Source organism: Pseudomonas sp. 300, assembly GCF_055803035.1.
Window position 1 is genome coordinate 490,827 of record NZ_JAVLRV010000002.1, and the last position, 24,731, is coordinate 515,557.

The following is a 24,731-nucleotide window of genomic DNA, read 5'->3' on the forward strand; positions in this document are numbered from 1 at the left end:
GGCCGTGTCAGTCGGCATCTATGGCGAATGTCAGACCGCTATCGCGGGCAAGCCCGCTCCCACAGGGGAAGGCGGTGTGGTTTAGATCTCTAACACTTCCATCTCGCGCAGCACTTCGGCAATCGCCGCCACCGCCGCGTGCATCTCGGCCTGGTTGACGTGGCCGATGCAGCCGACGCGGAAGGTTTCGACCTGGGTCAACTTGCCGGGGTAGAGAATGAAACCCTTGGCCTTGACGCGTTCGTAGAACTCCTTGAACTGGTAGCGTGGGTCTTTCGGCGCGTGGAAGGTGACGATGATCGGCGCCTGGATCGCGGCGGGCAGGAAGCTGCGCAAGCCGAGTTTGGCCATGTCATCGAGCAACACTTTGCAGTTGTCGGCGTAGCGCTGATGCCGCGCCGGCAAACCGCCTTCTTCGTTGTATTGCAGCAGGGCTTCGTGCAGCGCCGCGACCACGTGGGTCGGCGGGGTAAAGCGCCATTGGCCGGTCTTGGCCATGTAGGTGTGCTGGTCGAACAAGTCCATCGCCAGCGAGTGCGAGTTACCGGCGGCATTCGCCAGTGCGTCTTTGCGAGCGAAGACAAACCCCATCCCCGGCACACCTTCCAGGCATTTGCCCGAGGCGGCAATCAGCGCATCGAACGGCACCTGTTGCGCATCCACCGGCAGCGCGCCGAAAGAACTCATGGCGTCGATGATCAGGCGTTTGCCGTGTTGCGCGATGACCTGGGCAATCTCCGGCAGCGGGTTGAGGATGCCGGTGCTGGTTTCGCAGTGAATCAGCGCGACGTGGGTAATGTGGGCGTCGGCCCGCAGCAGACGGTCAACGTCGGCGGCGGTGGTTGGTTCGTCTTCGGCGGTTTCAAAGGTGCTGAAGGCGCGGCCGAGCACTTCGCAGATTTTCGCCAGGCGTTTGCCGTAGGCGCCGTTGATCAGCACCAGGACTTTGCCGTCGCGAGGCACCAGGGTGCCGATTGCCGCTTCGACCGCGAAGGTGCCGCTGCCTTGCAAGGGCACGCAGTGGTGGCTGGCGCCGCCGTTGATGATCGCCAGCAGTTGCTCGCAGAGGCTGGCGGTCAGTTGATTGAAGCGGTCATCCCATGAACCCCAATCGACCATCATCGCCTGACGGGTGCGGGCCGATGTAGTCAACGGGCCGGGGGTGAGCAGGATGGGTTCGGCAGTACTCATTCTCGTGTCCTCGCAATCGATGGGATGAAGCTACGGGGCTTAAATTGCAATTTGCCGTGCTATCAATCAAATTGTTTGTTGTTATGCCAGCCATCAGTGAGGGTTATTCATGAACCTATTCCAGCTCCGCGCCTTCGATGCGGTGGCCCGCGAGGGCAGCTTCACCCGGGCCGCCGCGCGGCTGTTCATCAGTCAACCGGCGGTCACCGGGCACATCAAGGCGTTGGAGGAGCACTACCAGATCACCTTGCTGCGGCGAACCGCGCGACGGGTGGAACTGACGGAAGAGGGCACCAAACTCGCGGCCATCACCCGGGCGATGTTTGGCCTGGCCGAAGAAGCTCAAGTGATGCTGGAGGCCAATCGGCAATTGCTCACCGGGCGTCTGGAAGTGGCGGCGGACGGGCCGCACATGGTCATGCCGATGCTCGCGAGCCTGCGCGCGCGGTATCCGGGGATCACCGTGAACCTGCGCCTGGGCAATGCGCAGGAAACCCTGGCGGCGCTGTTATCGGAGCATGCCGATGTGGCGGTGTTGACCGAAGTCGAGCCACGCAAGGGCTTGCATTTGCAGGCGCTGAGCGAGTCGCGGATTTGCGCGCTGGTGCCGCAGGGGCATCCTTGGGCGCAACGTTCGAAGGGGGTGCCGCTGAAGGACCTGGATCAGGTCATCATGGTGTTGCGCGAACCGAGTTCGATCACCCGGCGCACGTTCGATGAGGCTTGCGTCCAGGCGAAGGTGAACCCGCGGGTGTTGCTGGAACTGGACAGTCGCGAGGCGGTGACCGAGGCCGTCGCGGCGCAGTTGGGCGTTGGCGTGGTGTCATCGGTGGAGGTCAGCCATGACCCACGGGTGGCGGCGGTGCCGATAATTGGCGAGGGGTTGCTGAACCGGCACATGATCGGGTGCATGGAGCGGCGGCGGGATTTGCGTTTGATACAGGCGTTTTTCGGGTTGGCGCCAGGTCGATAGACCGAGGTGCGGCAATCGCTGGCAAGCCAGCTCCCACAGGGATTTGCGTCGTACACAAAATAGGTGGTCGCCATAGATCCTGTGGGAGCGGGCTCGCCCGCGATGAGGCCAGAAGGGCCTACACCAGACTCTCGCGAACCATCTCCAGGAACGTCGCCACCACCCGCCGCGAACTCTGCTCGCGCAAGCACACCAGCGTTTCCGTCATCCGCCGCTTGCAGTCGGTAATCGGCAACGCACACACCCGCGAATCCGCGCCAAACTCCGCCGCCGAAACCACGCCAACGCCAATCCCGACGACCACTGCCTCACGCGCCGCTTCCCGGCCTTCGACCTGAATGGCCGGACGAATCCGAAACCCGGCGCCGGCCATTTCCTCTTCCAGCGTCTGACGCGTCACCGAACCGATTTCCCGCAGCACCAGCGGCGTGTCGTCGAGGTCCGCGAGGCAGATCGACTCGCGGTCGGCCCACGGATGATTGCGCGAAACAAACGCCACCATCGGGTCATTGCGCAGCGGCAACGAGATCAATCGTTCATCGCTGACATCGCGCCCGAGCAACGCCAGGTCAGCCTGATAGTTGAACAGCCGAAACAGCGATTCATCGGTGTTGCCGGTTTCGATCTTCACGCTGATGCCGGGGTAGCGCTCGCAGAACCGCGCGATCTGCGGCAGCACGTGCACCGGTGCGTCCACCGCCAGGATCAGGCTGCCGGTCTGCAACGCCTGCGAGTCCTGAAGCAACTCCTGCGCTTCGGCTTCGATAACGAACAATCGTTGCGTAATGCCGAGCAAGCGTTCACCCAGATCGGTCAGGCGCACCGAGCGTTTGTTGCGGTGAAACAGCAGCACCCCGAAGCGTTCTTCGAGTTTGCGCACTTGGTCGGAAATCGCCGGTTGCGTGAGGAAAAGCCGCTCGGCGGCCTTGGTAAAGCTTCCGTGGACGGCGACGGCGTGGAAGGCTTTGAGCTGGGCGTGGGAAACCGACATCGCAATCTCCAGTAACAAGCTGAGCTTATATTGGAAATACGATAAATCGATTTCACTTATTAATCAGTAATTGTTTTTATCGGCCTCAGTCGCGGTGACTGGTCAGTCGAACACCTCCGTGACCATGAGCCTGCGCGTGCAATTGCAGGACTCATCTGACCGATATCGCATCAGGGACGCAGTGATATCGCAGTGCTCAACAATAAAAACACAGGCGTTATTTCTCAATTTCTGCCGGCACACTCACACCCTGAGGTCAGAACCACAATGAACAAGCACATCGGCACCATCAAGCGTTGGCGCGTGCAGATCTTCGCGATCACCTGGCTCGCCTACGCCGCTTTCTACTTCACCCGCAAAGCGTTTTCCGTGGCCAAACTGGGGATCGCCGAAGACCCCACCTTCATGCTCGACAAAATGGCCATGGCCAACCTCGACGCCATCTATCTGACTGCCTACGCCATCGGCCAATTCACCTGGGGCATCCTCGCTGACCGCTTCGGCCCGCGGGTCGTGGTGCTCGGCGGTTTGCTGATTTCCGCCGCCGCAGCGCTGGTGATGGGCAGCTTTGCCACGTTACCGATTTTCGCCACCTGCATGTTGATTCAAGGCCTGGCCCAGTCCACCGGATGGTCGGGGCTGTGCAAGAACATTGGCAGTTTCTTCCCCGCCCAACAGCGCGGGCGGGTGCTCGGTTTATGGAGTTCGTGCTATGCCTTTGGCGGGCTCGTGGCATCGCCGTTTGCCGGTTGGTGGGCGTACACGCTCATCGGCAGCTGGCACGCGGCGTTCATTTCCAGTGCGGCGGTGGTTGGGCTGGTCGCCGTGCTGTTTTTTATTTTTCAACGCAACAAACCGCAAGACGTTGGCTTGCCAGCGGTTGAACCGGAACCTGAGATAACCGCCGAAGAGGCGTATGCGCAAAGCAAGATCAGCGTGCTGGAACCGTTGAAGGAAATCCTGCGCAACCGCACGGTGCTGATCCTCGGCCTCGCGTACTTCCTGCTGAAACCGGCGCGCTACGCGATTCTGCTGTGGGGGCCGGTGATCGTTTTTGAACAGATGCCGACGGTGGGCAAGGTCGGTGCGGCGATCATTCCGACGGCGTTCGAACTGGCCGGATTGCTTGGGCCGATCCTGCTCGGGCTGGCCTCGGACAAACTGTTTGGCGCCCGACGCATGCCGGCCTGCGTGATCAGTTTGCTGGCGCTGACCGTTTCGCTGGCCCTGTTCATGGGCGCCTTGCACACCGGCAGTGTGACGGCGGTGGTGGCGCTGCTGTTCGTGATGGGCCTGACCCTGTACGGGCCGGACTCGATGATCAGCGGCGCGGCGGCCATCGATTTCGGCACGGCCAAGGCTGGCGCAACGTCAGCAGGCTTCGTCAACGGTTGCGGCTCCGTCGGGGCGATTCTCGGCGGCTTGCTGCCGGGTTACTTCGACTCGGTCACCGTGTTCATTATCTTCGCCGGTTGCGCGTTGTTCTCTGCGCTGGTGCTGATCCCTTACTGGAACAGCCGCCCGGCGGGCCTGCAGGCCAAAAGTGCGTTCGTGCCTGACCGGCCGATGAGTGTCAAACCCCTGCGTACCTGAGGAAATACCGATGAGACCTTTCTGGCTGGAACAGGCGCTGGCGGCCGAGTCCTGCGCGCCGTGCGAACCCTTGGTGGGCGATACCCGCGACGATGTGTGCATCGTCGGCGGTGGCTACACCGGGTTGTGGACCGCGATCATGCTCAAGGAACAGAACCCGCAACTGGATGTGTTGCTGATCGAGGCGGACATCTGCGGTGCCGGCGCCAGTGGCCGCAACGGCGGTTGTGCGCTGTCGTGGTCGGCCAAGTATTTCACCCTGGAAAGGTTGTTCGGCGTCGAAGAGGCGGTGCGGCTGGTCAAGGAGTCCGAGCGCAGTATTTACGCGATTGGCACCTTCTGCGAACAGTACGGCGTGGACGCCGATTACCGCCTCGACGGCACGCTCTACACCGCGACCAATCGCGCCCAATGCGGCTCGACCGACGCGGTGATCGCAGCGCTCGAACGCCATGGCATCAACTCGTTCACCCAGCGGCCGGTTGAGGATGTGCAGCGCATGGCCGGTTCCCGCAAGCACCTGGAAGGCTGGTTTTCACCGGCCGCCGCCAGCGTGCAACCGGGCAAACTGGTGCGCGGTTTGCGCCGGGTGGCGTTGCAGTTGGGCGTGAGAATTCATGAGAACACCGCGATGACCGGGCTGAAGGAGGGCAAACCGGCAGGGATCGAGACTGCGCACGGCACCGTCCGTGCGGACCGGGTCGTACTGGCGATGAACGCGTGGATGGCCCGCGCGTTCCCGCAGTTCGAACGCAGCGTGGCGATTGTTTCCAGCGACATGCTGATCACCGAACCACGGCCGGAGCTGCTCAACCAAATCGGTTTGACCAGCGGTGTCACGGTGCTGGATTCGCGGATTTTCGTGCACTACTACCACAACACCCCGGACGGCCGGATCATGCTCGGCAAGGGCGGCAACACCTTCGCCTACGGTGGGCGAATGCTGCCGGTGTTCGATCAGCCGTCGCCCTATGGGGGCCTGTTGCAGCACAGCCTCAGGGCGTTTTTTCCGGCGTTTGCCGAGGTCAGGGTCGAGGCGACGTGGAACGGTCCGTCAGATCGCTCGGTCACCGGGTTGCCGTTCTTCGGCCAGATGAGCGCCCACGGCAATGTGTTCTACGGTTTCGGTTATTCCGGCAGCGGGGTCGGGCCGTGTCACATGGGCGGGCAGATTCTCGCTTCGATGGTCCAGGGCCTCGACAATGTCTGGACCCGTTCGCCGCTGGTCAACGGTCCTTTGGGCTTTTTTCCGCCGGAACCGATTCGCTACCTCGGCTCGCTGATGGTGCGCAACGCCATCCGCCGCAAGGAGCGCGCCGAAGATCACGGGCGTCGGCCACGGCATCTGGATGTGCGCCTGGCGAAGTTTGCGGCGGCAGCAGGCAAGGCGGACAAGGGCTGATCAGGCCTGACGGTTGATCAGCCAATCGAGCAGCAGCCGGTCATCGCCGGGTGGTTGCCGGGTGGTTCGAGGCGCTGACGGATGGCTCGCCGTCGCGCACAACACCGGGCGGTCCGGATCGCTGTCGAGGAAACTGATGAGCACTTCGGTGCCGGCGATCGGCAGCCTCGACGGATCGATCCGTCCGTCCGCTGTGGCGAGGGCCAGGGGCAGCCAAATGCCTGGGGATTGATCGTCATCGGACTCCGGGAAGGGCCACAATCTGACCTGTATCCGGCCTTGGTCATCCAGCACCGCCGGCTGTCCGACAGGGCCGAGCACCCGGGCCGTCTGAAAACCCGGAATCCCGGGCCTGGCGTGAATCAGCGCGGGGCGGAACACCGTTGACCACGGAATGGCGGTGAACTGATTGCTGTAGCGTCGGGCCGTGATGGTAGTGGTCCGGGTGAGAATCGACGGCTGCTGGCCCTGATGACGCAGCTCGGTCAGCAGCCATTGATCGTTGAAGTTCGGCAGCGGATGTTCCGAGACTTGCACGATGCGTCCACTGCGCAATTCGCTCTGGTCGCTTTGCCCCTGAATCTGCCGATGCCGACAGCGCAGTCGCTCGAGTATCCGGCGGCTGAGCCGTTCCCGATCGAGCGGTGGCGGGGCGGGGCGCGTGGCGAGTGGAGGCGAGGTGTGCCGCTGGAACAATTCGTTGATCACCGGCTCGTTCGCGTGTTCGGGTGTGTCGCCATGAAATGGCATCAGCAGCGGTTCCTGGGGGAAACTCAGGCTGTCATCCGCCAGCACCAGCACATGGCCGTCGCATTGATGTTCGAAGTGAAAGTGGATGCCTTCTTCTTCGCAGAGGCGTTGCAGGAACGTCAGGTCGCTCTCCTCAAACTGAATGCAAAACGGCCTGACGGGATAACGTCCGTTCGGCAGCTCAAAACGGTAGCTGTCTTCCGGGACTGAGTTTTCTGCGAGTAACTGGCGCAGGATCGCTGGCACATTGAGTTGATGGAACACCCGACGGCAACGCTGCCGGTCGAGGTTTTGCAACCAGGGCACCACCACCAGTCTGTACCCGATCCAGTGTGGGCCGCGATGTTCGTGGCTGGCGCTGTGGACGATGCCATGAATACCAAGACCTTGCGCCAGGCCGAGGAACACAGGTTGCTGCAACAAGTGATCCGGGCTCATCGTCGGCGACAGGCCTATCACCTCGACGTCGAATCGATAGGGCTGGTTGAGCGCTTCATGACCACTGAACTGCACCACCTGCCAACTCAGATCGGCGTCCAGCAGTGTGAGGGTGAAGGGACTTTCCTTGTCGTTGTGCATCGATCGCGCTTCTGCCATGGAGTACGGGTACAGAGGGTACGAAACCATGGGCCTTTAGGGTCACCGCAAATCGATGTTTCAGAATCGCCCTACAACCAGCGGTGAAGATGTCGATTCGACAGGATGGATTTTTTGGTCGATTGCCAACTTTAGGCCGTATAAACTTGCGCAAAGCGTCGGCCAATAGATGTCTCGGCGCCACAGATAGAGAGTGAGTAATGGGCGCACAGTGGAAGGTTAAACACAAAGAAGCGGCGTCTAACGCCAAGGGCAAGATCTTCGGCAAACTGGTGAAGGAAATCACCATTGCTGCGCGCAACGGTGCCGATGTTGCGACCAACGCACACTTGCGTCTGGTGGTCGAACAGGCGAAAAAGGCCTCGATGCCCCGCGAAACCCTGGAACGTGCGATCAAGAAAGGCTCCGGCCAGCTCGGCGAAACCGTGCAATACCACCGCGTGACCTACGAAGGGTTCGCGCCGCACCAGGTGCCGCTGATCGTTGAATGCGTGACTGACAATATCAACCGCACCGTCGCTGAAATCCGCGTCGCGTTCCGCAAGGGCCAGCTCGGCGCCTCCGGTTCCGTCGCCTGGGACTTTGACCATGTCGGCATGATCGAGGCGTCCCCGGACAGCCCGGATGCCGATCCGGAAATGGCCGCTATCGAAGCGGGCGCACAGGATTTCGAACCTGGCGAAGAGGGCGCGACCCTGTTCATCACCGAAGCGACCGATCTGGATTCGGTGCAGAAAGCCTTGCCTGAGCAGGGGTTCACCGTGTTGTCGGCGAAGCTGGGTTACAAGCCGAAGAACCCGGTCAGCGGCCTGAGCGACGAGCAGATGGCTGAAGTCGAAGCGTTCCTCGAAGGCCTCGACAACCACGATGACGTGCAGGACATGTTTGTCGGGTTGGCGGGGTAATTTGTTTCTTCAGTGATACCGCCTTCGCCGGCTTGCCGGCGAAGGGGGTGGGTGCTGAGCGCCCTATCCTGTGTTCAGACCGTCTCCCTGACCTCCACCAATTGCCCCAGCCGGCTGCGCGTGCGCGCCAGGTCAATGGCATCGCCGCCCAGGCTTTCGCGCAACGAGCGGTGGCCGAGCAGGATCAGGTGCTTGTCCTGATCGTACAGAACGTCCACCAGATTGATGAAACGCTGCTGCGCTGCGATTGAGCAGTCGGCGAGGTTGGGCAGTTTGTCGATGATCCAGTGGTCGAAACGCCGGCACAACTCCAGGTAATCCATGACTGCCGTGGGGTGGTCGCACAGATCGGCGAAAGTGAACCCGATGGTTCGTCCTGCGCAATATCGGGCTGGCAGATGCCGGCTGCCGACGGGCAAAGGAATGGCCGGCGCGTCGGGCTCGGGCAGGTTCAGTGCCTGACGTTGCGCCAATGTGGCCGGCCAGACGTAGTGCCCCTGGGTAAACAGCTGCTGGGCGTGGGTTCTCGCCTGACTGCGATAGTCATGCGGACCGCCGACTTCCATGACCTGCATGCGTGCGTTGATCAAGTCGATCACCGGTTTGAAGCGTGCGTGGTAGAGCGGGTTCGGCAGCAAGCCTTCAGGCGGGTAATTGGAGGTCACCAGCAGCAGAATGCCTCGGCGGAACAGGGCCTTGAACAGCCGCGTGATCAGCATCGCGTCGCCGATGTCGTGGACGTGAAACTCGTCGAAACACAGCACCCGGCAATCGCTCAGCAAGTCATCGAGGGTCGTCGCCAGCGCATCCGTGTGATCGCGATGACTGAACATGCCCTGGTGTAGTCGAGCGAAAAACTCATGGAAGTGCAGGCGCTGTTTTTCCGCGATCGGCAGTGCCTGGAAAAAGCCGTCGAGCAACCAGCTCTTGCCGCGCCCCACGGCGCCATACAGGTATAGGCCCGGCAGCGTTTTTGCCGACGTGCCGAGCAGTGCTGCGGCGTGATTCGCCATGCAGTCGATCACGCGCTGCTGGCTATGGCTAAGGGTGTAACCCTGCGCGTGCGCCTTGTGCCGGAAGTAGTCGTGGACCACTCGCCCCGTCGCTGAATGAGGGGCGGAGGCGGTCGATACCTTGCCGAAGAGACGACGAAGCACGGGCCAGCGTGGTGTGAATCGCGAACGGTTGGGCGGTCGAACGGCCACTGTGTCACCCCGTAATCGTCAGGCAGGCTCCCCGAGCTGCGGCGGCGTAGTGTAACCAATACGGTAAATTGGCTTCCAGTTGTGTAGACAGGTACGGGACGCAAAACGGGCGGCACTGGAGGTGAGGTTTGGACTCTGTCAGTTATCCTGGCGCGGAACCTGTGGGAGCCAGACCGGCTTGCCCCCACAGGTTTTTATGTCGTTTGATCGATCAGCGAACTACCGCTCGATACTACGATTCCACCGCGCATTCCACGCCGGGCGCTGTTCGTTGACCTGGTCCCAATCGATGGCAATCGCCGTGGTCAGATACTGCTTCATCGCCTCGACCTGGCCACGGGTTTTGTCAGTGGTCGGGGTATTCGGGTTGGACGGGATCTGATCACCATCTTCAAGCGCAGCGGCTTGCGCCTCGGGCGTCAGCAGAAACGCGGCGAGTTTCTGCGCCAGTTCCGGTTGGGTGTTGTTGGCGATGGCGCATTCGGCCACGTTGAGGACCACCGCGCCTTCCTTCGGTTGCGCGTATTCGACCGGCATGCCTTTGAGTTTCAGCGCCGTGACCTGGGTTGGCGTCAACGGGAACAGCGCCGCTTCGTCGGTCTGGAGCATTTCGGAAATCTTCGCCGAACTCGGAATGTATTCCAGCACGTTGCGTCCGACAGTGTTCGGCCACGCCTTGAAACCTGGTTCGACGTCGGTTTCGCTGCCGCCCTGAATCCGGTTGAACATCAGGAAACCGTGCAGGCCAAAGGTTGACGAGGCCATCGACTGGAACACCAGTTTGTCCTTGAAGCGCGGGTCGGCCATGTCCATCCACGAGGTTGGCGCAGCCCAGCCTTTTTCCTTGAACAGTCGTGTGTTGTACGCCAGTCCGGTGACGCCGAGGCTGACCGCCACGGCCTGGTCCTTGATGCGGCCCTTGGCCGGGATCTGCGCCAGGGTCGGGCTGTCTTCGAGTTTGTCGCACAGGCCCATGGCGATGGCGCGGTACATGATGCCGTCGTCGAGGAACATCACGTGCATCTGCGGGTTGCCTTTGCTGGCCTGAACCTTGGCCAGAATGTCGGCGGAAGTGCCCGGCACGATCACCACTTTGACGTTATTGGCCTTTTCGAAAACCGGCAGCACCTTGTCGGCGTAAAGCCGTTCCATGGTCCCGCCGTTCATGCCGAGGTAAAGCGTCGGTTCGGCCTGGGCCTGGGTGGCCGTGAGCAGGACACTCAGGCATGAAAGTCCGAGCAGTGCAGTGCGTTTGACGTTATTCATTGGCGCGACCTTCCTCTATCAAGCAACGGAGATGGAGTGAAACCGGGTGATGGAAAACGCATCCAGCGACGTGGTTGAAGCGCCGCTGCAGATGATCTCGGTGAGCGCCTGGCCCACCGCAGGGCCGATCTGAAAACCTGCGCCGGCAAAGCCGAACGCGTGCAACAGACCGGGTTGAGTGCCACTGTGGCCGATCACTGGCTGGCGATCGGGCAGGTAACCTTCGGTGCCGCTCCAGGTACGAATCGCCTGGGCGCCTTCAAGAAACGGATAGAGCTCGACGGCTTGTCGAAGGATCTCGATCACCGCGTGTTGACCAGGGCGCGCGCGGGCATCGTCGAGGGCAAATCCCTGGCCGCCGCCGAGTACGCAATTGCCGCGCGCGACCTGACGTGCGTAGATGCCGCCACCCTCGACGCCGGTGCTGGCATCCATCACCCATGGCAAGGGCTCGGTGACCAACATCGCCGGGTGCCCGGCGTGCATCGGCACCGCTTCGTCGAACTGCGCGGCAAGGCTGCCGGCCCACGCACCGGCGCAGTTCAACAACCAGGGCGCGTGCAGTTGCAGACCGTTTTGCGTGCTGACCCGAAAGCGCTGACCGTCATGCTCCACTGCGCTCACTGCGCATTGTTCGTGGACGTGCGCACCGTGGCGCTGTGCTGCCCGGGCAAATGCGGGTGAAACCAGTCGCGGGTTGGCGTGACCGTCATCCGGGCAAAACCGAAGCGCCGACTGCGACGTCGCCGACCCACGGAAAACGCGCGCGTAATTCAGTGCGGTCGAGCACCTGCAAATCGAGGCCAAAACCCTCACTGCTGGCGGCATAGTCCTGCAGCGCGCGCAGGTCGTCGAAGCTGCGCGCCAGTTTCAGGTGGCCGCTGCGCTGGTACTCACCGTCGATGCCGATCAACTGCGGCAACTGCCCCCAGATCTCGTGAGCTTTTTGCGACAGCGGCAGTTGTGACAGCGGTCGGCCCTGACGCCGCACGCCGCCGTAGTTCACGCCGCTCGAGTGCGAACCGCAAAAGTCCCGCTCCAGCAGCGCCACACGCCGACCGGCCTTGCTCAGGAAAAGCGCGGCGGAGGCGCCGACAATGCCGCCGCCGATGATCACTGCATCGACCTCGATCATGGCTCGACCTCCAGACCAAACGGCAGCGGTTTGATCGGTGCCTGCGCCCGCAGGCGGCCGATGTCAGAGATGCTTCGCTGACTGGCGCAGGCAATGATTTCGGCGGCGGCAGCGCCACACATGCGGCCCTGACAGCGGCCCATGCCGACCCGGCAATGGGCCTTGACCCGGTTGATCTCCCAATGGCCTTCGCGCACGACGTCGCGGATGTCGCCGGCGCGCACTTCTTCGCAGCGGCAGATCATCGCGGTATCAGGCGTATCGGCCGCCCAGTGTTGTGGAAATACGAAGGCGCGTTCCAGGCCTTGGCGAAAGCGATTGATTCGTTCAAGTGCCTGCTCCAGTTGCACGCCACGCTTGGGCGCAATCACGTAGCCCATGTCTTCGAGCACGGCGAGGGCGGCCCGTTCGCCGGCCATTTCCGCCGCGTCGGCGCCCATGATGCCGGCGCCGTCACCGGCCAGATATACCTCGGCGACACTGCTGCGACCGGCGCTGTCACGCTGCGGCAGCCAGGCGCGGTTGAGCGGGTTCCAGGTGAATGCGCAACCGAGCAGATCAGCGAGTTGGGTTTCGCTGCGCAGACCGTGGGCGAAAGCCACGGCGTCGCAGTCCAGCTGATGTTCACCGTTTGAGTTGGACCAACTCAGCGACTGCACACGCTGTTCACCTTCGACGCGTTGCAAGGTTGCACCCTGATGCACCGGGATGCCGTGAGCGGTCAGCCAGCTGCGGTAGTAGATGCCTTTGGCCAATGTGGCCGGTTGCGACAACAGGCCGGGCAGGGCGCGGGCCTGGGCGCTGAACGGCGAGCTGTCGAGTACCGCGACCACCTTCGCGCCGGCCTTGGCGTATTGATACGCCACCAGATACAGCAACGGTCCGCTGCCGGCGAACACCACCCGTTCACCGATGGCGCAGCCCTGGAATTTCAGGGCGATCTGCGCCGCGCCGAGGCTGTAGACGCCCGGCAGTGTCCAGCCAGGCACCGGCAACACCCGGTCGGTGGCGCCGGTGGCGACGATCACCCGAGAGAACTCCAGCCGTGCGGCGAGCCGCCCGTGCAAAGTGTCGAGCGTGCCGGCCTCGGCGTTCCATACCAGGGTTTCAGGACGATAGTCGAGCTGTTCGCGTAACTCATCGATCGTCTGATGCAACGCCTTCGCCTTGCGTGCTTCGAAGCCATACAACTTGACCGCCGAGCGTTTGAAGTTCGCCGGTTGCCGCCGATAAATCTGCCCACCACCGCGTGCGGCTTCGTCCAGTAGCACCGGGCGCACACCATGCGCCACCAGCGTCTGCGCCGCACGAATCCCGGCCGGCCCGGCACCGACAATCACCACCGACTTCATACCCACCTCCCTGTAGCCGACCGCCGCTGAATCCCTGTGGGAACCAGCCTGCTGGCGATGACGGTGGCACAGTCAACAATGAAGGGGACTGACACTCCGCCATCGCGAGCAAGCTCGCTCCCACAGTTGATTGAAGTTGGCTGAACATTGTGTGATCGACGCCGCACCCCTGTGGGAGCTGGCTTGCCAGCGATGAGGCCATCACATGCAACATAGATATCGACTGATCCACCGCCATCGCGAGCAAGCTCGCTCCCACAGGGGATCTCGTTTCGGCAGACAGAAAAGGTGGTCATAGCGATCGCCCCGGTTCACGGCTGATGTGCTCGCCGGCTTCAAGCAGCGTCGAACACGCGCGCACGCGCCGGCCATCGCCCAGGCGGACCCAGCAGTCCTGACACGCGCCCATCAAGCAAAACCCGGCACGGAGCTCCGCGCTGAAATCGCTGCCGCGCAAGTGTTCGCTGCAGGTCAGTACGGCGGTCAGCACGGTATCGCCGAGCAGCCCGCTGGCCGGTGCACCGTCCAGGGTAAAGTTCACGGCCGGGCGGTCGCCTTCGGCCAGTCGTTTCAGCAGAGCCATGGCGCCCTCATTGTTTACCCACCAGAACCCGATCCAGGCCGTAGACCCGATCAAGCAGAATCATCGTCAGCGCGGTCAGTGCGATCACCAGTGCCGACACCGCCGCCATCATCGGATCGATGGATTCAGTGGCGTACACGTACATCCGCACCGGCAAGGTTTGCGTGGCCGGCGAGGTGACGAAGATCGACAGCGTGACCTCGTCGAAACTGTTGATGAACGCCAGCAGCCAGCCACCGGCGACCCCCGGCAGAATCATCGGCAAGGTGATCTGACGGAACAGCGTGAAGCGCCCGGCACCCAACGATTGCGCCGCGTGTTCGGCGCTGCGATCCAGGCCGATGGCCGAGGCCAGCACCAGGCGCAGCACATATGGCGTGATCACCAGCACGTGAGCAAAAATCAGCCAGGCAAAACTGCCGTTGACGCCCATCAGCGCAAACAACCGCAGCAGTGCCACGCCCAACACCAGATGCGGAATGATGATCGGCGACAGAAACAGGCCATTGAAAAAGTCCCGTCCCGGAAACTCGAAACGGGTGATCGCCAATGCCGCCGGCACTGCAATCAGCGTCGCCAGGCTGGCCGCGCAGAACGCCAGAATCAGACTGTTGTAGAACGCATCGACGAAGTCGGCGCGCTCGAATACCGCACGGAACCAGCGCAGGGAAAATTCCGTGGTCGGCAGGCTCAAAGTGTTTTCCGGGGTGAACGCCACGAGGCAGACCACCACCAGCGGCGCCAGCATGAACACCACCACCAGGGTATGGAACAGCAGGGCGAAAGGACCGTTCTTGGACATGACGAGTTATCCCAATGACTTCTTGTAGCGGCCTTCGATCATCCGGTTCCACGACAGCATGATCAGCAGGTTGAGCAACAACAGCGCAACGGCGATGGCCGCGCCCATCGGCCAGTTGAGCTCCGACAGGTACTGGTCGTAGATCAGCGTGGCGACCATCTTGATGCGGCGTCCGCCGAGCAGGCCGGGAATGGCGAAGGAGCTGGCGGCGAGGCCGAACACGATCAATGTGCCGGAGAGCACGCCGGGCATGATTTGCGGCAACACCACCTGGCGCATCACCGTGAAGTGACTGGCCCCCAGCGACATCGCCGCTTGTTCGGCGGCCGGGTCGAGTTTTTGCAGCGAGGTCCAGACCGGAATGATCATGAACGGCAGCATCACGTGAACCAGTGCAATCACCACCGCGAACGGCGTGTACAACAGCTTCACCGGTGAGCCGCCGAAGGCTTGCAGGGTTTGATTGACCAGGCCGTCGGCGCCGAGCAACAGGCTCCAGCCGAAGGCGCGCACCACCACCGAAATCAGCAACGGCGTGAGGATCAGAATCAAAAAAATCGAACGCCATGGCGCGCCCATGCGGCTGAGGATGTAAGCCTCGGGCACACCGATCACCACGCACAACAGGGTGGTCAGGGCGCTGATCCAGAACGTGCGCAGGAAGATTTCGTAGAAGTACGGGTCTCCCAACAGGCTGCTGTAATGGTCGACGGTGTAGGCGTCACCGTTGATGCCCGAGCTGTAGTCGAAGACGTTGAACGACAACACCAGCGTCAGCAGCAGCGGGATCACCAGCAGGCAGACGTACAACGCCAGCGCCGGTGCCGACAGCAGGTAACCCTGACGTCCCTGGCGAAGGGCCACGAGCGTACTCATGCCGACACCTCGTCGACACTCAGCACCCGCAGCAGCGCCGCGTCCCAGTCGAGGCCGACCGGCGTGCCTTCGTTCATGGGTGCCGAGCCGTCGTTGCGGCGCACCACGCTGAGTTCGCCGAGGCTGGTCGAAACGCCGTACAACCATTGGCTGCCGAGAAAGAAGCGGCTGACGATTTTGCCTTGCAGACGGCCGTGATCGTGTTCCCGCAGATCGATTTTTTCCGGCCGCAGGCTGAGGGTCAGTTCACCGCCGCTGCGGACCTGAACCACACCCGCACTGTCACGTTCGCCGGGCAGCAGATTGGCCTTGCCGACAAACCCGGAAATGAACTCGGTGCGCGGGTGTTCGTAGAGGGTGTAAGGCGCGTCGATCTGGGTGATGCGCCCGGCCTGCATCACCACCACGCGGTCACTGATGGACAGCGCTTCGGACTGGTCGTGAGTGACCATCAACGTGGTGATCCCGACTTCGCGCTGGATGCGGCGGATCTCGAATTGCATCTCTTCGCGCAGGTTGGCGTCGAGGTTGGACAGCGGCTCGTCGAGCAGCAGCACCGGCGGTTCGATCACCAGCGCCCGGGCCAGCGCCACACGTTGGCGCTGACCGCCGGAGAGTTCTCGTGGGTAACGCTCGGCATGCTGATCCAGGCGCACCAGTTTCAACACCCGATCCACGCGCTGCTGCAATTCGCCGTTGGCCACTTTGCGCATGCGCAGGCCGAAGGCGACGTTGTCCTTGACGGTCATGTGCGGGAACAACGCATAACTCTGGAACACCACGCCCAAACCACGGCTGGCGGGTTTGGCGTGGGTGATGTCGCGACCGTCGAGCAGAATGCGCCCGCTGGTGACTTCGACGAAGCCGGCGATCATTTGCAGGGTGGTGGTTTTGCCACAGCCGGAAGGGCCGAGCAGGGACACGAACTCGCCTTTCTCGACCGAGAGGTTGGTGGCGACGACGGCGTCGATTTCGCCGTAACGCTTGCCGAGTCCTTCAAGTTGCACAAAAGCCATAACTGCGCTCCACCTGAGATTGTTATGCGCGGCCTGAGGTCGCGCTTTTTTGTATGGGCAGATACGAAAGGGTCTTGCGGGGTGCGTTGGCGCTCGACTTGAGTCGGCTGCCGCTGTTGTTCGAATCGCCCCTGTGGACGCAGATTAGGACGAAGACTAGGATGGGCTCAATGGCCTATTTCACTGAATCGATGGTTATTTTCAGTTTCATTCAGTGAGTAAATAAATCATCGAGAAATGTCATGACTGATTCCATTGAGCGGAATGAAAACAAAAATGAAGTCGGCGTGGGCGCTGTCTCGCGACTGTTTGCGGTGCTGCGCAGTTTGGGTGACACCGTCGAGGGTGGGGAGCGCGTGACGCAACTGGCCCAGCGCATCGGTTTGTCACAACCGACCACGCACCGTTTGCTGCGCAGCCTGATGGACGAGGGCATGGTCGAGCAGGACGTGCGCAGCAAACGCTATCGCCTGAGCCTGGATTTTTTTGCGTTGGCGGCGCGCGCCGGCAACACCGGAAACCTGCGCGAACTGGTGCGGCCATCGTTGCTGCGATTGTCGGCCTCGCTGGGGGATTCGTTGTTTTTGCTGGCGCGCAGCGGGTTTGATGCGATCTGCCTGGACCGCAGTGAAGGGCCGTTTCCAATTCGCACCTTTACCGGCGACATCGGCGGGCGGGTGGCGTTGGGCGTGGGCCAGGGCAGTCTGGCGATTCTGGCGTTCCTGCCGGAAGAGGAGCGCGACACGGTGATCCATTACAACCTGCCGCGACTGAAGGATTTCCATCTGTATGACGAGGTGTTCCTGCGTTCGGAAGTCGAGAACGTGCGCGCCCTCGGTTACGCCGGGCGCAATACCGGCGTGCTGCAAGGCATGGCCGGCGTAGCGGTGCCTATTCTGGATCGTGAGGGGCGAGCGGTGGCGGCGTTGAGTGTGGCCACTGTGAGTGACCGCTTGGGGCCGGACCGTTTGCCGACGGTGGTAGACATGCTCAAGCGCGAAGCGGCGCTGATCGGGCCGCGGATCAATCCCTTTGATCCACTATTGCGCCGGCCATCTCAAGTTTTCGGGCAGGGTTGAAACCACCACAAATCCCCTGTGGGAGCGAGCCTGCTCGCGATAGCGGACTGACAGTCGATATCGATATTGTCTGACACACCGCTATCGCGAGCAGGCTCGCTCCCACATTTGATCAGTGGTGTATTCAGAACTGCACGGTTTGCTTTAGCATTTTCGCCGCAGGCGTGTCTGTCGGGCTGACCATCGCGTAGTTGTAACCGCCCCCCGACCAGTACTCGGCCTGCAATTCACCGTCACTGCGACTGCCCCTCGGCAGCAGGAAGTTTCGCGGCCCCGGCGGGCGCACGTAGAAGCTGACTTTGTGCCCGCTGCGGTCCTCATAAACCACCATCGCCGCCGGCCCCTGCTCGGTACTGAGCAGGCGCCCGCTGACCGGTTTGAACCCTGCGCCGGAAAGGTCCGGCAAGCGATGGGCCTGGGTGAAATAACGGTCGAGCCAACCCTGCATATCGCCGTCATCACTGACCTTGTAATCCGCCGGCAACATGCCTTGCTGAGCAAACAACCGATAGGCCTGCATCGCATCGGCCATCGGCGCGGCAGCGCTGAGGAGGGTCATCTCCCGCGCCTGCCAACCGCTGACCCCTCCGATGCCGACGGCAATCAGCAGCACGGCAGCGCTGGCCAGATGGCGGCGCGATTGGCGTTTGAGGCGCCGACGAATCAGCGCCGGGTCGAGGTCCGGGTTGGCCGGTTGCTGCAACGCGCCGCTGAGGGCCGCGCGCAGTTGCTGGGCGTCCTGCTGCCAGGCGCGGACCTGTGCAGACATTTCCACGTTACCGGCCAGAAAAGTCTCCACCAGGCGTCGGTCGTCATCATTGAGTTGGTGGTCCACATACGCGTGCAGGTCACGCTCGCTCGGGGGCATGCTGATCATTTGAGTCTCCGCAGAGAAGGGCGGGTGATTTCGCCGTCGCTGAGTTGGCGCAAGGCCTGGCGGGCGCGGGACAGGCGCGACATGACGGTGCCGACGGGAACGTCGAGGATCTCGGCGACCTCCTTGTAACTCAGGCCTTCAACCGACACCCAGAGCAGCAGCGCACGCTGTTCGGTGTTGAGCTGATCGAAGGCTTGCAAGGTCGATTGGGCGATCACGGTGCGTTCTACCGACGGCTGGGAATCGTCACGTCCGGTAAAGAATTCGAGCATCCGTGCATAACGCCGCGAGCGTCGGTGAGCGTCGAGAAATTGCCGATAAAGAATCGAAAACAGCCAGGCCCGCAAGTCGCCTTCGGGGCGTTTGTCGCTCCAGCTCGACAGCGCCCGCTCAAGGCTCGACTGCACCAGATCGTCGGCGCTGCTGGGGTTGCGCGTCAACGACACGGCAAAGCGGCGCAACCTGGGAATGATTTCACTCAGTTGTTCGTCAATTTCGTTCATCAGTTTCTGACTAGTCACTACGCTGTGGACTAGGAAGACGCCCGGCACTTGAGGTTATTCCACGCCCGAAAGAATAAATACCGCGCGATGGAATAAACCTTCGTGGGATTCGTCTGCTTGATCCTTCTAACTTGTGGCCGATGGCCCTGGAGTCTTTCATGGTAGATCGCTCATCACCGCCCCCCCGGCCCCCCTTGAGTGCCGCGAGCCTGACGTTGCGCCTGGCCGGTATTGCCGTGGTGGTCGCTGTCGTGGCCGGGGCTTTTGCCTACGTCAACGGCACCCTTGACCCACAGCGCCTGACGCCGAAAAAACTGATCAATGTGCTGGAAACCAACAACGGCGTGCACCCGGGATTCCGGCGTAATCACTCCAAAGGGGTGTGCGTGATCGGGCATTTCGAAAGCAGCGGCGAGGCGCGCAGCTATTCCAGCGCTCAGGTGTTCAATGAGGCGCGGACCCCGGTGGTCGGACGTTTCGCGTTGCCGGCCGGCAATCCTTACGCACCGGACAACAGCGTGCCGATCCGCAGCCTCGCACTGCGTTTCACCCAGGCCAACGGCCAACAGTGGCGTACCGGGATGAACAGCATGCCGGTGTTCCCGGTGGGTACGCCCGAAGCGTTTTACCAATTGCAGCAGGCCCAGTCGCCTGACCCGGCCACCGGCAAACCGAACCCGGCAGCGGTGCCGGCGTTTTTCGGTGCGCACCCGGAAGCAGCGCCGTTCCTGGCCTGGATCAAAACCGCCAAGCCATCCGCCAGTTACGTCACGGAAACCTATAACAGCGTCAACGCGTTTTACCTGGTCAACGCCGCCGGGCAAAAACAGGCCGTGCGCTGGAGCATGGTGCCGTTGGTGCAGGACGCGGCAGGTGCCACGGCGCCGGAGGGCGGCGATTTCCTCGAGAAAGACCTGGTTCAACGGATTGCCACAGGGCCGTTGCGTTGGCAGTTGAACCTCACGCTGGCCAACCCCGGTGACCCGGTCAACGACGCCAGCAAGGCCTGGCCCGACGGTCGCAAAGTGGTGAACGCTGGCACGCTGGTGCTCGAAAGCACCCAGCCGCAACTGAATGGCGAATGCCGGGACATCAACTACGACCCGCTGGTGTTGCCCGCCGGTATCGAAGGGTCCGACGACCCGTTGCTCGCCGCTCGTTCAGCTGGTTACGCCAGTTCCTACTTGCGCCGCACCAGTGAAGTCAGCCAGTTGCCCGCCGCCAAACAGGAGGTTCAACAATGAGCGCCCAACCGAACCACTTCGCGCCGCTGGCGCGACTGCTGCACTGGCTGATGGCGTTGATGATCATTGCCATGCTGTTTATCGGCGCGGGCATGGTCGCTTCCGTCTCGGAGCGCCATGAGTGGCTGATCCATCTGCACAAACCGTTGGGCATCGCCATTCTGTTGCTGGTGATCGTGCGCCTTGGTGTGCGCTTTTCGACCCGGCAACCACCGCTGCCGGCAGATTTGCCGGGCTGGCAAGTGCTGGCGGCCAAGGCTTCGCATGTGTTGCTGTACGCCTTGATGTTTATCCTGCCGCTGCTCGGCTGGGCGATGATTTCTGCGGCGGGCGACCCGGTGATGCTCAGCAGTTCGTTGCAGTTGCCGTCGATCCTCCCGGCCAATGCACAGGTGTTTGCGTTCCTGCGCAAGGCGCACGGGTATCTGGCGTATCTGCTGTTTCTGACGGTGCTGCTGCATCTGGCGGCGGCGTTGTTTCACGCGTGGGTGCGCCGCGATGACGTGCTCGACAGCATGCTGCGGGGCAAGGATCGCGGTTAACCGGTTTGCGTGGCGCATCGTGCCGATGCGTCACTTTTCAACGTCAGCCACCAGTAACCCAACGCCATGGCATTGATCCCTGCACCCAACAGGCATACCCCGAGCCACCCGGCCCACGCATACATCGCCGTCGAACCGATCGAACCCAACGCGCTGCCAATCGAATAGAACAGCATGTAACCGGCGGTGAGGCGGCTTTGCGCTTCGGGTCGCACGCTGTAGATCATGCTTTGGCTGGTCACGTGCACGGCTTGCAAGCCAAGATCGAGGGTAATCACGCCCAGCAACAAGGCCCACAAGGAAGATTGGGTCAGGGCGATCGGTAGCCAGGAAACCAGCATCAACAACAGTGACAACCCGCTGGTCCACTGGCCCCAGCCGCGATCGGCCAGATGCCCGGCACGTGCGGCGGCCAGTGCTCCGGCGGCGCCGGCCAGTCCGAACAAGCCGATTTGCGTGTGGGACAGCGACAGCGGCGGGGCGCTCAGCGGCAACACCATGGGCGTCCACAGCACCATGGCGCTGGCGAAGGTCATCAACGCGAGCATCGCCCGTTGACGCAGCACCGATTCTTCCTTGAACAACGTGAACACCGAACCGAGCAATGCCGCGTAGGAACTGACAGGTTGCGTTTCCTCGTGTTTGGGCAGCACACGCAACAGCAGCAACGCCATCAACAGAGTCAACCCCGCCGACAACAGATAGATCGAGCGCCAGCCCGCCAGATCAGCCATGCCTCCCGCCACTGTCCGCGCCAGCAAAATGCCGACGACGATGCCGCTGGTGACCACACCGACCACGCGTCCACGCTGCGCCGGGATGGCCAACGTCGCGGCGTAGGCCACCAACACTTGTGTGACCACCGCCAGTAACCCGGTCAACGTCATCCCGAGCAACAGCCAAGTGCTGTTCGAGGCTAACGCGATCATCAACAACGCCAGCGCTGACAGCAGGGTTTGCGTGACGATCAGGCGTCGGCGGTTCAACAGATCACCGAGCGGCACCAGCAACAACAATCCAATGCCGTAACCGATCTGAGTGAGCGTGACGACGATGCCGATGGTGGCGGGGTCCATGGCAAACGCCTCGGCCATCGCATCAAGTAAGGGTTGCGCGTAATACACATTGCCGACGGCCAGTCCGCAGGCGATGGCGAACAGCAACACGACGCCGCTGCTGAGATTTGTTTGAGTGGGCTTCATGCCGGGCTCCTAAAGTGGTTTCTAAATAAAACCAGTTGTACGGTAAGCAAGCCGGTTTTATATTGCAACCACATTTGTTTTCGAGAGCGCGGTCATGGCCAAGCGTACAAGCATGGAAAGCGCCGAATGCCCGGTGGCCCGTTCACTGGATGCCATCGGCGATTGGTGGTCGCTGCTGATCGTGCGCGATGCGTTCGACGGCATTCGCCGGTTCGGCGAGTTTCAGCGCAACCTGGGCATGGCGAAGAACATTCTCTCGGCACGATTGCGCACGCTGGTGAGCCACGGGATTTTCGATCTGGTGCCGGCGTCGGATGGCAGCGCGTATCAGGAATACGTGCTGACGGAGAAGGGTAAAGGGCTGTTCCCGCTGATCATCGGATTGCGGCAGTGGGGCGAGGCGTTTTTCTATGAGGATGGGGAGGCGCACTCGCGGGTGGTTGACCGAGACCACGGTCGACCGGTGCGGCCATTGGAATTGCGCGCCGAGGACGGGCGATTGCTGGGGCCGGAGGATTGTGTGCGAGTGGCGGCCGAATGAAGCGTGGCTGCATGCCTGGCATGCAGCCATTGTGGAGGATCAGCGCAAGGTATCGACCATGTCCGCCGCGGTCGTCAGCACATCCTTGCCCAATTGCTTCGAACGCTTGCCGGACCAGCCAGTCAACGGATCCGGTTTGTCGTTGTTGTCCTTGAACGGCATCTCCAGGGTCAACGACAGGCAGTCGAATTTCTCGCCGACGCTGTTGCACGCCAGGGTCATGTTGGCTTTGCCCGGCTCGTCGCGGGTGTAACCGTGCTTGGTCTGGAAGTCCTTGGTCAGGTGCTTCAGATGACTGCGGAAATGCTCTTCGAGTTTTTCGATTCGCGGCGTGTAGCCTGGGTTGCCCTCGCAACCGGCGGTGAACACGTAGGGGATTTCTTCATCGCCATGGATGTCGAGGAACAGGTCCACGCCGTACTTTTCCATTTGCTGTTGTACGAAAAAGACTTCCGGGCTGATTTCCTGGCTGGCGCTCTGCCAGGCGCGGTTGAGGTCCTGACCCATGGCGTTGGTGCGCAGGTGACCGTGAAAGGCACCGTCCGGGTTCATGTTCGGCACCAGGTACAGGTCGGCGCTGGCCAGCAGTTTGTTCAGGACGGGATCGTCGTGCCTTTCCAGCCGTTCGATCACGCCTTCCATGAACCACTCAGCCATGTGCTCGCCGGGGTGTTGCTGCGCAATCATCCAGACCTTGCGTTGGCCTTCGGCACCGGTGCCTTTGCGAAGCAGTTGAATGTCACGACCTTCGACACTCTTGCCGGTGGCCAGCAGCTCGGTGCCGGCCTTGGTCAGCGCCTGCTCGATCAACCAGTCATGGCGGCCACGGCTGTAGGGTTCGAAATAGGCAAACCAGGCGTGAGTCGCGGTGGCTTCGAGGCTGAAACGCAGGCAGTCGCCTTCGAAAATGGTCGGCACCCGGAACCAGTTGACGTGGTCGTAGGACGCCACTGCCTGATAGCCGTCCCAGGCTTTGTTGTACGAGGACCTGCTGGCATTGTTCAGACGAAACCAGTGTTCCTGCCCGACGTGCAAACCGCTGGCCTTGAAGTGAAACCACTGAAAATGCGGGCTGCGGGTGTCTGGCTTGATGGCCAGCAATGCTTGCAACGGATTGCTGATGTCCAGCACTTCAATGTTGCCGCTGTCGAAATTGGCGCTGATGTCGAATGAAGATTTGGCCACGGTCATAGTCGATTCCTGAATATGATTTTTATGGCTGATACTTTACACGCTGGGAAGGGAAAAACCGGGGGAAATTGCGGGGTAAAAGGGGGGGGGCGTCTTCCTTGACGCAGACGCAGCTTAGAGACTGTGCAATTGATTCTCAAGTGCTATTTTCATTCGTTTGGCCCAATGTTGGCGGGCTTCTCTTGCCAATAGATATTCTTTTGATATCATTCGCGCCATCGAATTTGCAGCACCCAAAGACTTCATTAGCCTGAAGGTAAAGCCAGAATAACTGGCAAAAAAAAGACCCGGCAAAAAGCCGGGTCAAAAACCGTGATTAGCCTGATGAGGAGATAGTCCAGGAGACCGACCTAAGGTCACTTGGACAATCGACTGATCTCGCGACCAGCTGCATGCAATAATAATCATTCTCGTTTGCAAGTCAAATGATTTTATCTGCGCGATTGGAAAATTCTTTCCCGCGCCCCGCGAAATTTCCCTGCCTGTGTTATCCGTGATGATCCTCGTCCAGGGATCGATCCAGCAACGCCTTGGCCATATCGATCATATGCACCGTCGAAAAGGCCAGATCCCGGTGGGCACCCTGCAGATTGTTCGCCGACTCGTACGCGGTGGCGGCAGCGCAACGCAACAGGTCTGAAGCACGCACCAGCGCTTCTTCACTGCTGACATTGCGGTTCACATCAAAAAAACGTTCTTCTTCTACCACTTCGGACACAGCTGGTTTCAAGTAATAGTCCAGGGCGCGCTGCGCGGCGGCCGAGCCTTTTGGCGAGGTGAGGGAGGTGTCGATCTGCATGTCTGGCAAGTCATTGCTGGGGATGGTCATGGCGATGGCAAAGCTCCGTGTTAGATTCAAATCCGTGACCCAATCGTAGTACGAACTGTATTTGTGACGAAAATTTAAATACTACA

The 24,731-nt window shown here is 61.4% G+C and carries 23 protein-coding genes and 1 pseudogene; 8 read left to right on the top strand and 16 right to left on the bottom strand.

The features are described 5' to 3' along the window. Window positions 1-81: 81 nt before the first annotated feature. Entirely contained in the window at window positions 82-1,191 is a 1,110-nt protein-coding gene (locus tag Q7W83_RS08440) for a 2-aminoethylphosphonate--pyruvate transaminase (RefSeq protein WP_150638799.1), read from the bottom strand. Between the two features lie 109 nt (window positions 1,192-1,300). On the opposite strand from Q7W83_RS08440, the gene Q7W83_RS08445 reads away from it, so the two are divergent. After that, complete coding sequence (locus Q7W83_RS08445) at window positions 1,301-2,164, top strand: LysR substrate-binding domain-containing protein (protein WP_150632577.1); 864 nt, start codon at window positions 1,301-1,303, stop codon at window positions 2,162-2,164. Window positions 2,165-2,282: 118 nt separating this feature from the next. On the opposite strand, the gene Q7W83_RS08450 is transcribed toward Q7W83_RS08445, so the two are convergent. Next, window positions 2,283-3,155: a LysR family transcriptional regulator gene (locus Q7W83_RS08450; protein ID WP_150632578.1), complete on the bottom strand. Its 873-nt coding sequence runs from the start codon at window positions 3,153-3,155 to the stop codon at window positions 2,283-2,285. Between the two features lie 267 nt (window positions 3,156-3,422). On the opposite strand from Q7W83_RS08450, the gene Q7W83_RS08455 reads away from it, so the two are divergent. Beyond that, on the top strand, window positions 3,423-4,748 hold the full coding sequence (locus Q7W83_RS08455) for an MFS transporter (RefSeq protein WP_150632579.1): 1,326 nt from the start codon (window positions 3,423-3,425) through the stop codon (window positions 4,746-4,748). 4 nt (window positions 4,749-4,752) lie between these two features. Further along, entirely contained in the window at window positions 4,753-6,150 is a 1,398-nt protein-coding gene (locus Q7W83_RS08460) for an FAD-dependent oxidoreductase (protein ID WP_473657598.1), read from the top strand. Here Q7W83_RS08460 and Q7W83_RS08465 read toward each other — a convergent pair whose 3' ends face one another. Beyond that, the gene (locus Q7W83_RS08465; protein ID WP_150632581.1) at window positions 6,151-7,479 is read right to left on the bottom strand and encodes a type VI secretion system Vgr family protein; all 1,329 of its coding nucleotides are present in this window, start codon (window positions 7,477-7,479) and stop codon (window positions 6,151-6,153) included. It lies immediately after the preceding gene. A gap of 218 nt (window positions 7,480-7,697) precedes the next feature. On the opposite strand from Q7W83_RS08465, the gene Q7W83_RS08470 reads away from it, so the two are divergent. Beyond that, window positions 7,698-8,402, top strand: a complete 705-nt coding sequence (locus Q7W83_RS08470) for a YebC/PmpR family DNA-binding transcriptional regulator (RefSeq protein WP_150632582.1) — start codon at window positions 7,698-7,700, stop codon at window positions 8,400-8,402. A 74-nt stretch (window positions 8,403-8,476) separates the two neighbouring features. Here Q7W83_RS08470 and zapE read toward each other — a convergent pair whose 3' ends face one another. The 8 genes and pseudogenes from zapE to Q7W83_RS08510 form a co-directional block, all read right to left on the bottom strand. After that, on the bottom strand, window positions 8,477-9,607 hold the full coding sequence (gene zapE / locus Q7W83_RS08475; RefSeq protein ID WP_150638793.1) for a cell division protein ZapE: 1,131 nt from the start codon (window positions 9,605-9,607) through the stop codon (window positions 8,477-8,479). 219 nt (window positions 9,608-9,826) lie between these two features. Further along, window positions 9,827-10,873 (bottom strand): ABC transporter substrate-binding protein, encoded by a 1,047-nt coding sequence (locus Q7W83_RS08480; protein ID WP_150632584.1) that lies wholly within the window; start codon window positions 10,871-10,873, stop codon window positions 9,827-9,829. 18 nt (window positions 10,874-10,891) lie between these two features. Continuing rightward, window positions 10,892-12,008 (bottom strand): annotated as a pseudogene (locus Q7W83_RS08485) (NAD(P)/FAD-dependent oxidoreductase). After that, window positions 12,005-13,360, bottom strand: coding sequence for an FAD/NAD(P)-dependent oxidoreductase (locus Q7W83_RS08490; RefSeq protein WP_150632586.1), 1,356 nt, complete (start codon window positions 13,358-13,360; stop codon window positions 12,005-12,007). The pseudogene Q7W83_RS08485 and the gene Q7W83_RS08490 overlap by 4 nt, the downstream one beginning before the upstream one ends. Before the next feature lie 292 nt (window positions 13,361-13,652). Further along, window positions 13,653-13,943 (bottom strand): (2Fe-2S)-binding protein, encoded by a 291-nt coding sequence (locus Q7W83_RS08495; protein WP_150631024.1) that lies wholly within the window; start codon window positions 13,941-13,943, stop codon window positions 13,653-13,655. 7 nt (window positions 13,944-13,950) lie between these two features. Beyond that, window positions 13,951-14,745, bottom strand: a complete 795-nt coding sequence (locus tag Q7W83_RS08500) for an ABC transporter permease (protein ID WP_008031926.1) — start codon at window positions 14,743-14,745, stop codon at window positions 13,951-13,953. A gap of 6 nt (window positions 14,746-14,751) precedes the next feature. Continuing rightward, window positions 14,752-15,621 (bottom strand): ABC transporter permease, encoded by an 870-nt coding sequence (locus Q7W83_RS08505; protein ID WP_150631025.1) that lies wholly within the window; start codon window positions 15,619-15,621, stop codon window positions 14,752-14,754. Continuing rightward, the gene (locus Q7W83_RS08510) at window positions 15,618-16,637 is read right to left on the bottom strand and encodes an ABC transporter ATP-binding protein (protein ID WP_150631026.1); all 1,020 of its coding nucleotides are present in this window, start codon (window positions 16,635-16,637) and stop codon (window positions 15,618-15,620) included. Before Q7W83_RS08510 ends, Q7W83_RS08505 begins: the two co-directional genes overlap by 4 nt. A gap of 242 nt (window positions 16,638-16,879) precedes the next feature. Between Q7W83_RS08510 and Q7W83_RS08515 the strand changes: the two genes are divergently transcribed. Then, window positions 16,880-17,716, top strand: a complete 837-nt coding sequence (locus Q7W83_RS08515; protein ID WP_150631027.1) for an IclR family transcriptional regulator — start codon at window positions 16,880-16,882, stop codon at window positions 17,714-17,716. A 124-nt stretch (window positions 17,717-17,840) separates the two neighbouring features. On the opposite strand, the gene Q7W83_RS08520 is transcribed toward Q7W83_RS08515, so the two are convergent. Together Q7W83_RS08520 and Q7W83_RS08525 are read right to left on the bottom strand one after the other, a co-directional pair. Continuing rightward, a complete protein-coding gene (locus Q7W83_RS08520; protein ID WP_150638785.1) occupies window positions 17,841-18,593 on the bottom strand; it encodes an anti-sigma factor family protein in 753 nt (250 codons plus the stop codon). Then, window positions 18,590-19,096: an RNA polymerase sigma factor gene (locus Q7W83_RS08525; protein ID WP_150631029.1), complete on the bottom strand. Its 507-nt coding sequence runs from the start codon at window positions 19,094-19,096 to the stop codon at window positions 18,590-18,592. The genes Q7W83_RS08520 and Q7W83_RS08525 overlap by 4 nt, the downstream gene beginning before the upstream one ends. A 158-nt stretch (window positions 19,097-19,254) precedes the next feature. Between Q7W83_RS08525 and Q7W83_RS08530 the strand changes: the two genes are divergently transcribed. Both Q7W83_RS08530 and Q7W83_RS08535 read left to right on the top strand, forming a co-directional pair. After that, window positions 19,255-20,340 (top strand): catalase family peroxidase, encoded by a 1,086-nt coding sequence (locus Q7W83_RS08530; RefSeq protein WP_458377664.1) that lies wholly within the window; start codon window positions 19,255-19,257, stop codon window positions 20,338-20,340. Continuing rightward, the gene (locus Q7W83_RS08535; protein ID WP_150631031.1) at window positions 20,337-20,882 is read left to right on the top strand and encodes a cytochrome b; all 546 of its coding nucleotides are present in this window, start codon (window positions 20,337-20,339) and stop codon (window positions 20,880-20,882) included. Before Q7W83_RS08530 ends, Q7W83_RS08535 begins: the two co-directional genes overlap by 4 nt. Here the strand turns inward: Q7W83_RS08535 and Q7W83_RS08540 are convergent. Then, window positions 20,879-22,084 (bottom strand): MFS transporter, encoded by a 1,206-nt coding sequence (locus tag Q7W83_RS08540; protein ID WP_150631032.1) that lies wholly within the window; start codon window positions 22,082-22,084, stop codon window positions 20,879-20,881. The genes Q7W83_RS08535 and Q7W83_RS08540 overlap by 4 nt on opposite strands. A 94-nt stretch (window positions 22,085-22,178) precedes the next feature. Between Q7W83_RS08540 and Q7W83_RS08545 the strand changes: the two genes are divergently transcribed. Continuing rightward, on the top strand, window positions 22,179-22,625 hold the full coding sequence (locus tag Q7W83_RS08545; RefSeq protein ID WP_150638779.1) for a winged helix-turn-helix transcriptional regulator: 447 nt from the start codon (window positions 22,179-22,181) through the stop codon (window positions 22,623-22,625). A gap of 39 nt (window positions 22,626-22,664) precedes the next feature. Here the strand turns inward: Q7W83_RS08545 and Q7W83_RS08550 are convergent, their stop codons facing one another. Further along, window positions 22,665-23,816: a M14 family metallopeptidase gene (locus tag Q7W83_RS08550; RefSeq protein WP_150631033.1), complete on the bottom strand. Its 1,152-nt coding sequence runs from the start codon at window positions 23,814-23,816 to the stop codon at window positions 22,665-22,667. A gap of 487 nt (window positions 23,817-24,303) precedes the next feature. Continuing rightward, window positions 24,304-24,645: a DUF6124 family protein gene (locus Q7W83_RS08555; protein ID WP_150631034.1), complete on the bottom strand. Its 342-nt coding sequence runs from the start codon at window positions 24,643-24,645 to the stop codon at window positions 24,304-24,306. Window positions 24,646-24,731 lie beyond the last annotated feature (86 nt).

What these genes read in the sequence shown, in the direction of transcription:
- Q7W83_RS08440 (WP_150638799.1), bottom strand. Translation starts at nt 1,191, where the DNA reads ATGAGTACTGCCGAACCCATCCTGCTCACCCCCGGCCCGTTGACTACA.
- Q7W83_RS08445 (WP_150632577.1), top strand. Translation starts at nt 1,301, where the DNA reads ATGAACCTATTCCAGCTCCGCGCCTTCGATGCGGTGGCCCGCGAGGGC.
- Q7W83_RS08450 (WP_150632578.1), bottom strand. Translation starts at nt 3,155, where the DNA reads ATGTCGGTTTCCCACGCCCAGCTCAAAGCCTTCCACGCCGTCGCCGTC.
- Q7W83_RS08455 (WP_150632579.1), top strand. Translation starts at nt 3,423, where the DNA reads ATGAACAAGCACATCGGCACCATCAAGCGTTGGCGCGTGCAGATCTTC.
- Q7W83_RS08465 (WP_150632581.1), bottom strand. Translation starts at nt 7,479, where the DNA reads ATGCACAACGACAAGGAAAGTCCCTTCACCCTCACACTGCTGGACGCC.
- Q7W83_RS08470 (WP_150632582.1), top strand. Translation starts at nt 7,698, where the DNA reads ATGGGCGCACAGTGGAAGGTTAAACACAAAGAAGCGGCGTCTAACGCC.
- Q7W83_RS08480 (WP_150632584.1), bottom strand. Translation starts at nt 10,873, where the DNA reads ATGAATAACGTCAAACGCACTGCACTGCTCGGACTTTCATGCCTGAGT.
- Q7W83_RS08490 (WP_150632586.1), bottom strand. Translation starts at nt 13,360, where the DNA reads ATGAAGTCGGTGGTGATTGTCGGTGCCGGGCCGGCCGGGATTCGTGCG.
- Q7W83_RS08495 (WP_150631024.1), bottom strand. Translation starts at nt 13,943, where the DNA reads ATGGCTCTGCTGAAACGACTGGCCGAAGGCGACCGCCCGGCCGTGAAC.
- Q7W83_RS08500 (WP_008031926.1), bottom strand. Translation starts at nt 14,745, where the DNA reads ATGTCCAAGAACGGTCCTTTCGCCCTGCTGTTCCATACCCTGGTGGTG.
- Q7W83_RS08505 (WP_150631025.1), bottom strand. Translation starts at nt 15,621, where the DNA reads ATGAGTACGCTCGTGGCCCTTCGCCAGGGACGTCAGGGTTACCTGCTG.
- Q7W83_RS08510 (WP_150631026.1), bottom strand. Translation starts at nt 16,637, where the DNA reads ATGGCTTTTGTGCAACTTGAAGGACTCGGCAAGCGTTACGGCGAAATC.
- Q7W83_RS08515 (WP_150631027.1), top strand. Translation starts at nt 16,880, where the DNA reads ATGACTGATTCCATTGAGCGGAATGAAAACAAAAATGAAGTCGGCGTG.
- Q7W83_RS08520 (WP_150638785.1), bottom strand. Translation starts at nt 18,593, where the DNA reads ATGATCAGCATGCCCCCGAGCGAGCGTGACCTGCACGCGTATGTGGAC.
- Q7W83_RS08525 (WP_150631029.1), bottom strand. Translation starts at nt 19,096, where the DNA reads ATGAACGAAATTGACGAACAACTGAGTGAAATCATTCCCAGGTTGCGC.
- Q7W83_RS08530 (WP_458377664.1), top strand. Translation starts at nt 19,255, where the DNA reads ATGGTAGATCGCTCATCACCGCCCCCCCGGCCCCCCTTGAGTGCCGCG.
- Q7W83_RS08535 (WP_150631031.1), top strand. Translation starts at nt 20,337, where the DNA reads ATGAGCGCCCAACCGAACCACTTCGCGCCGCTGGCGCGACTGCTGCAC.
- Q7W83_RS08540 (WP_150631032.1), bottom strand. Translation starts at nt 22,084, where the DNA reads ATGAAGCCCACTCAAACAAATCTCAGCAGCGGCGTCGTGTTGCTGTTC.
- Q7W83_RS08545 (WP_150638779.1), top strand. Translation starts at nt 22,179, where the DNA reads ATGGCCAAGCGTACAAGCATGGAAAGCGCCGAATGCCCGGTGGCCCGT.
- Q7W83_RS08550 (WP_150631033.1), bottom strand. Translation starts at nt 23,816, where the DNA reads ATGACCGTGGCCAAATCTTCATTCGACATCAGCGCCAATTTCGACAGC.
- Q7W83_RS08555 (WP_150631034.1), bottom strand. Translation starts at nt 24,645, where the DNA reads ATGACCATCCCCAGCAATGACTTGCCAGACATGCAGATCGACACCTCC.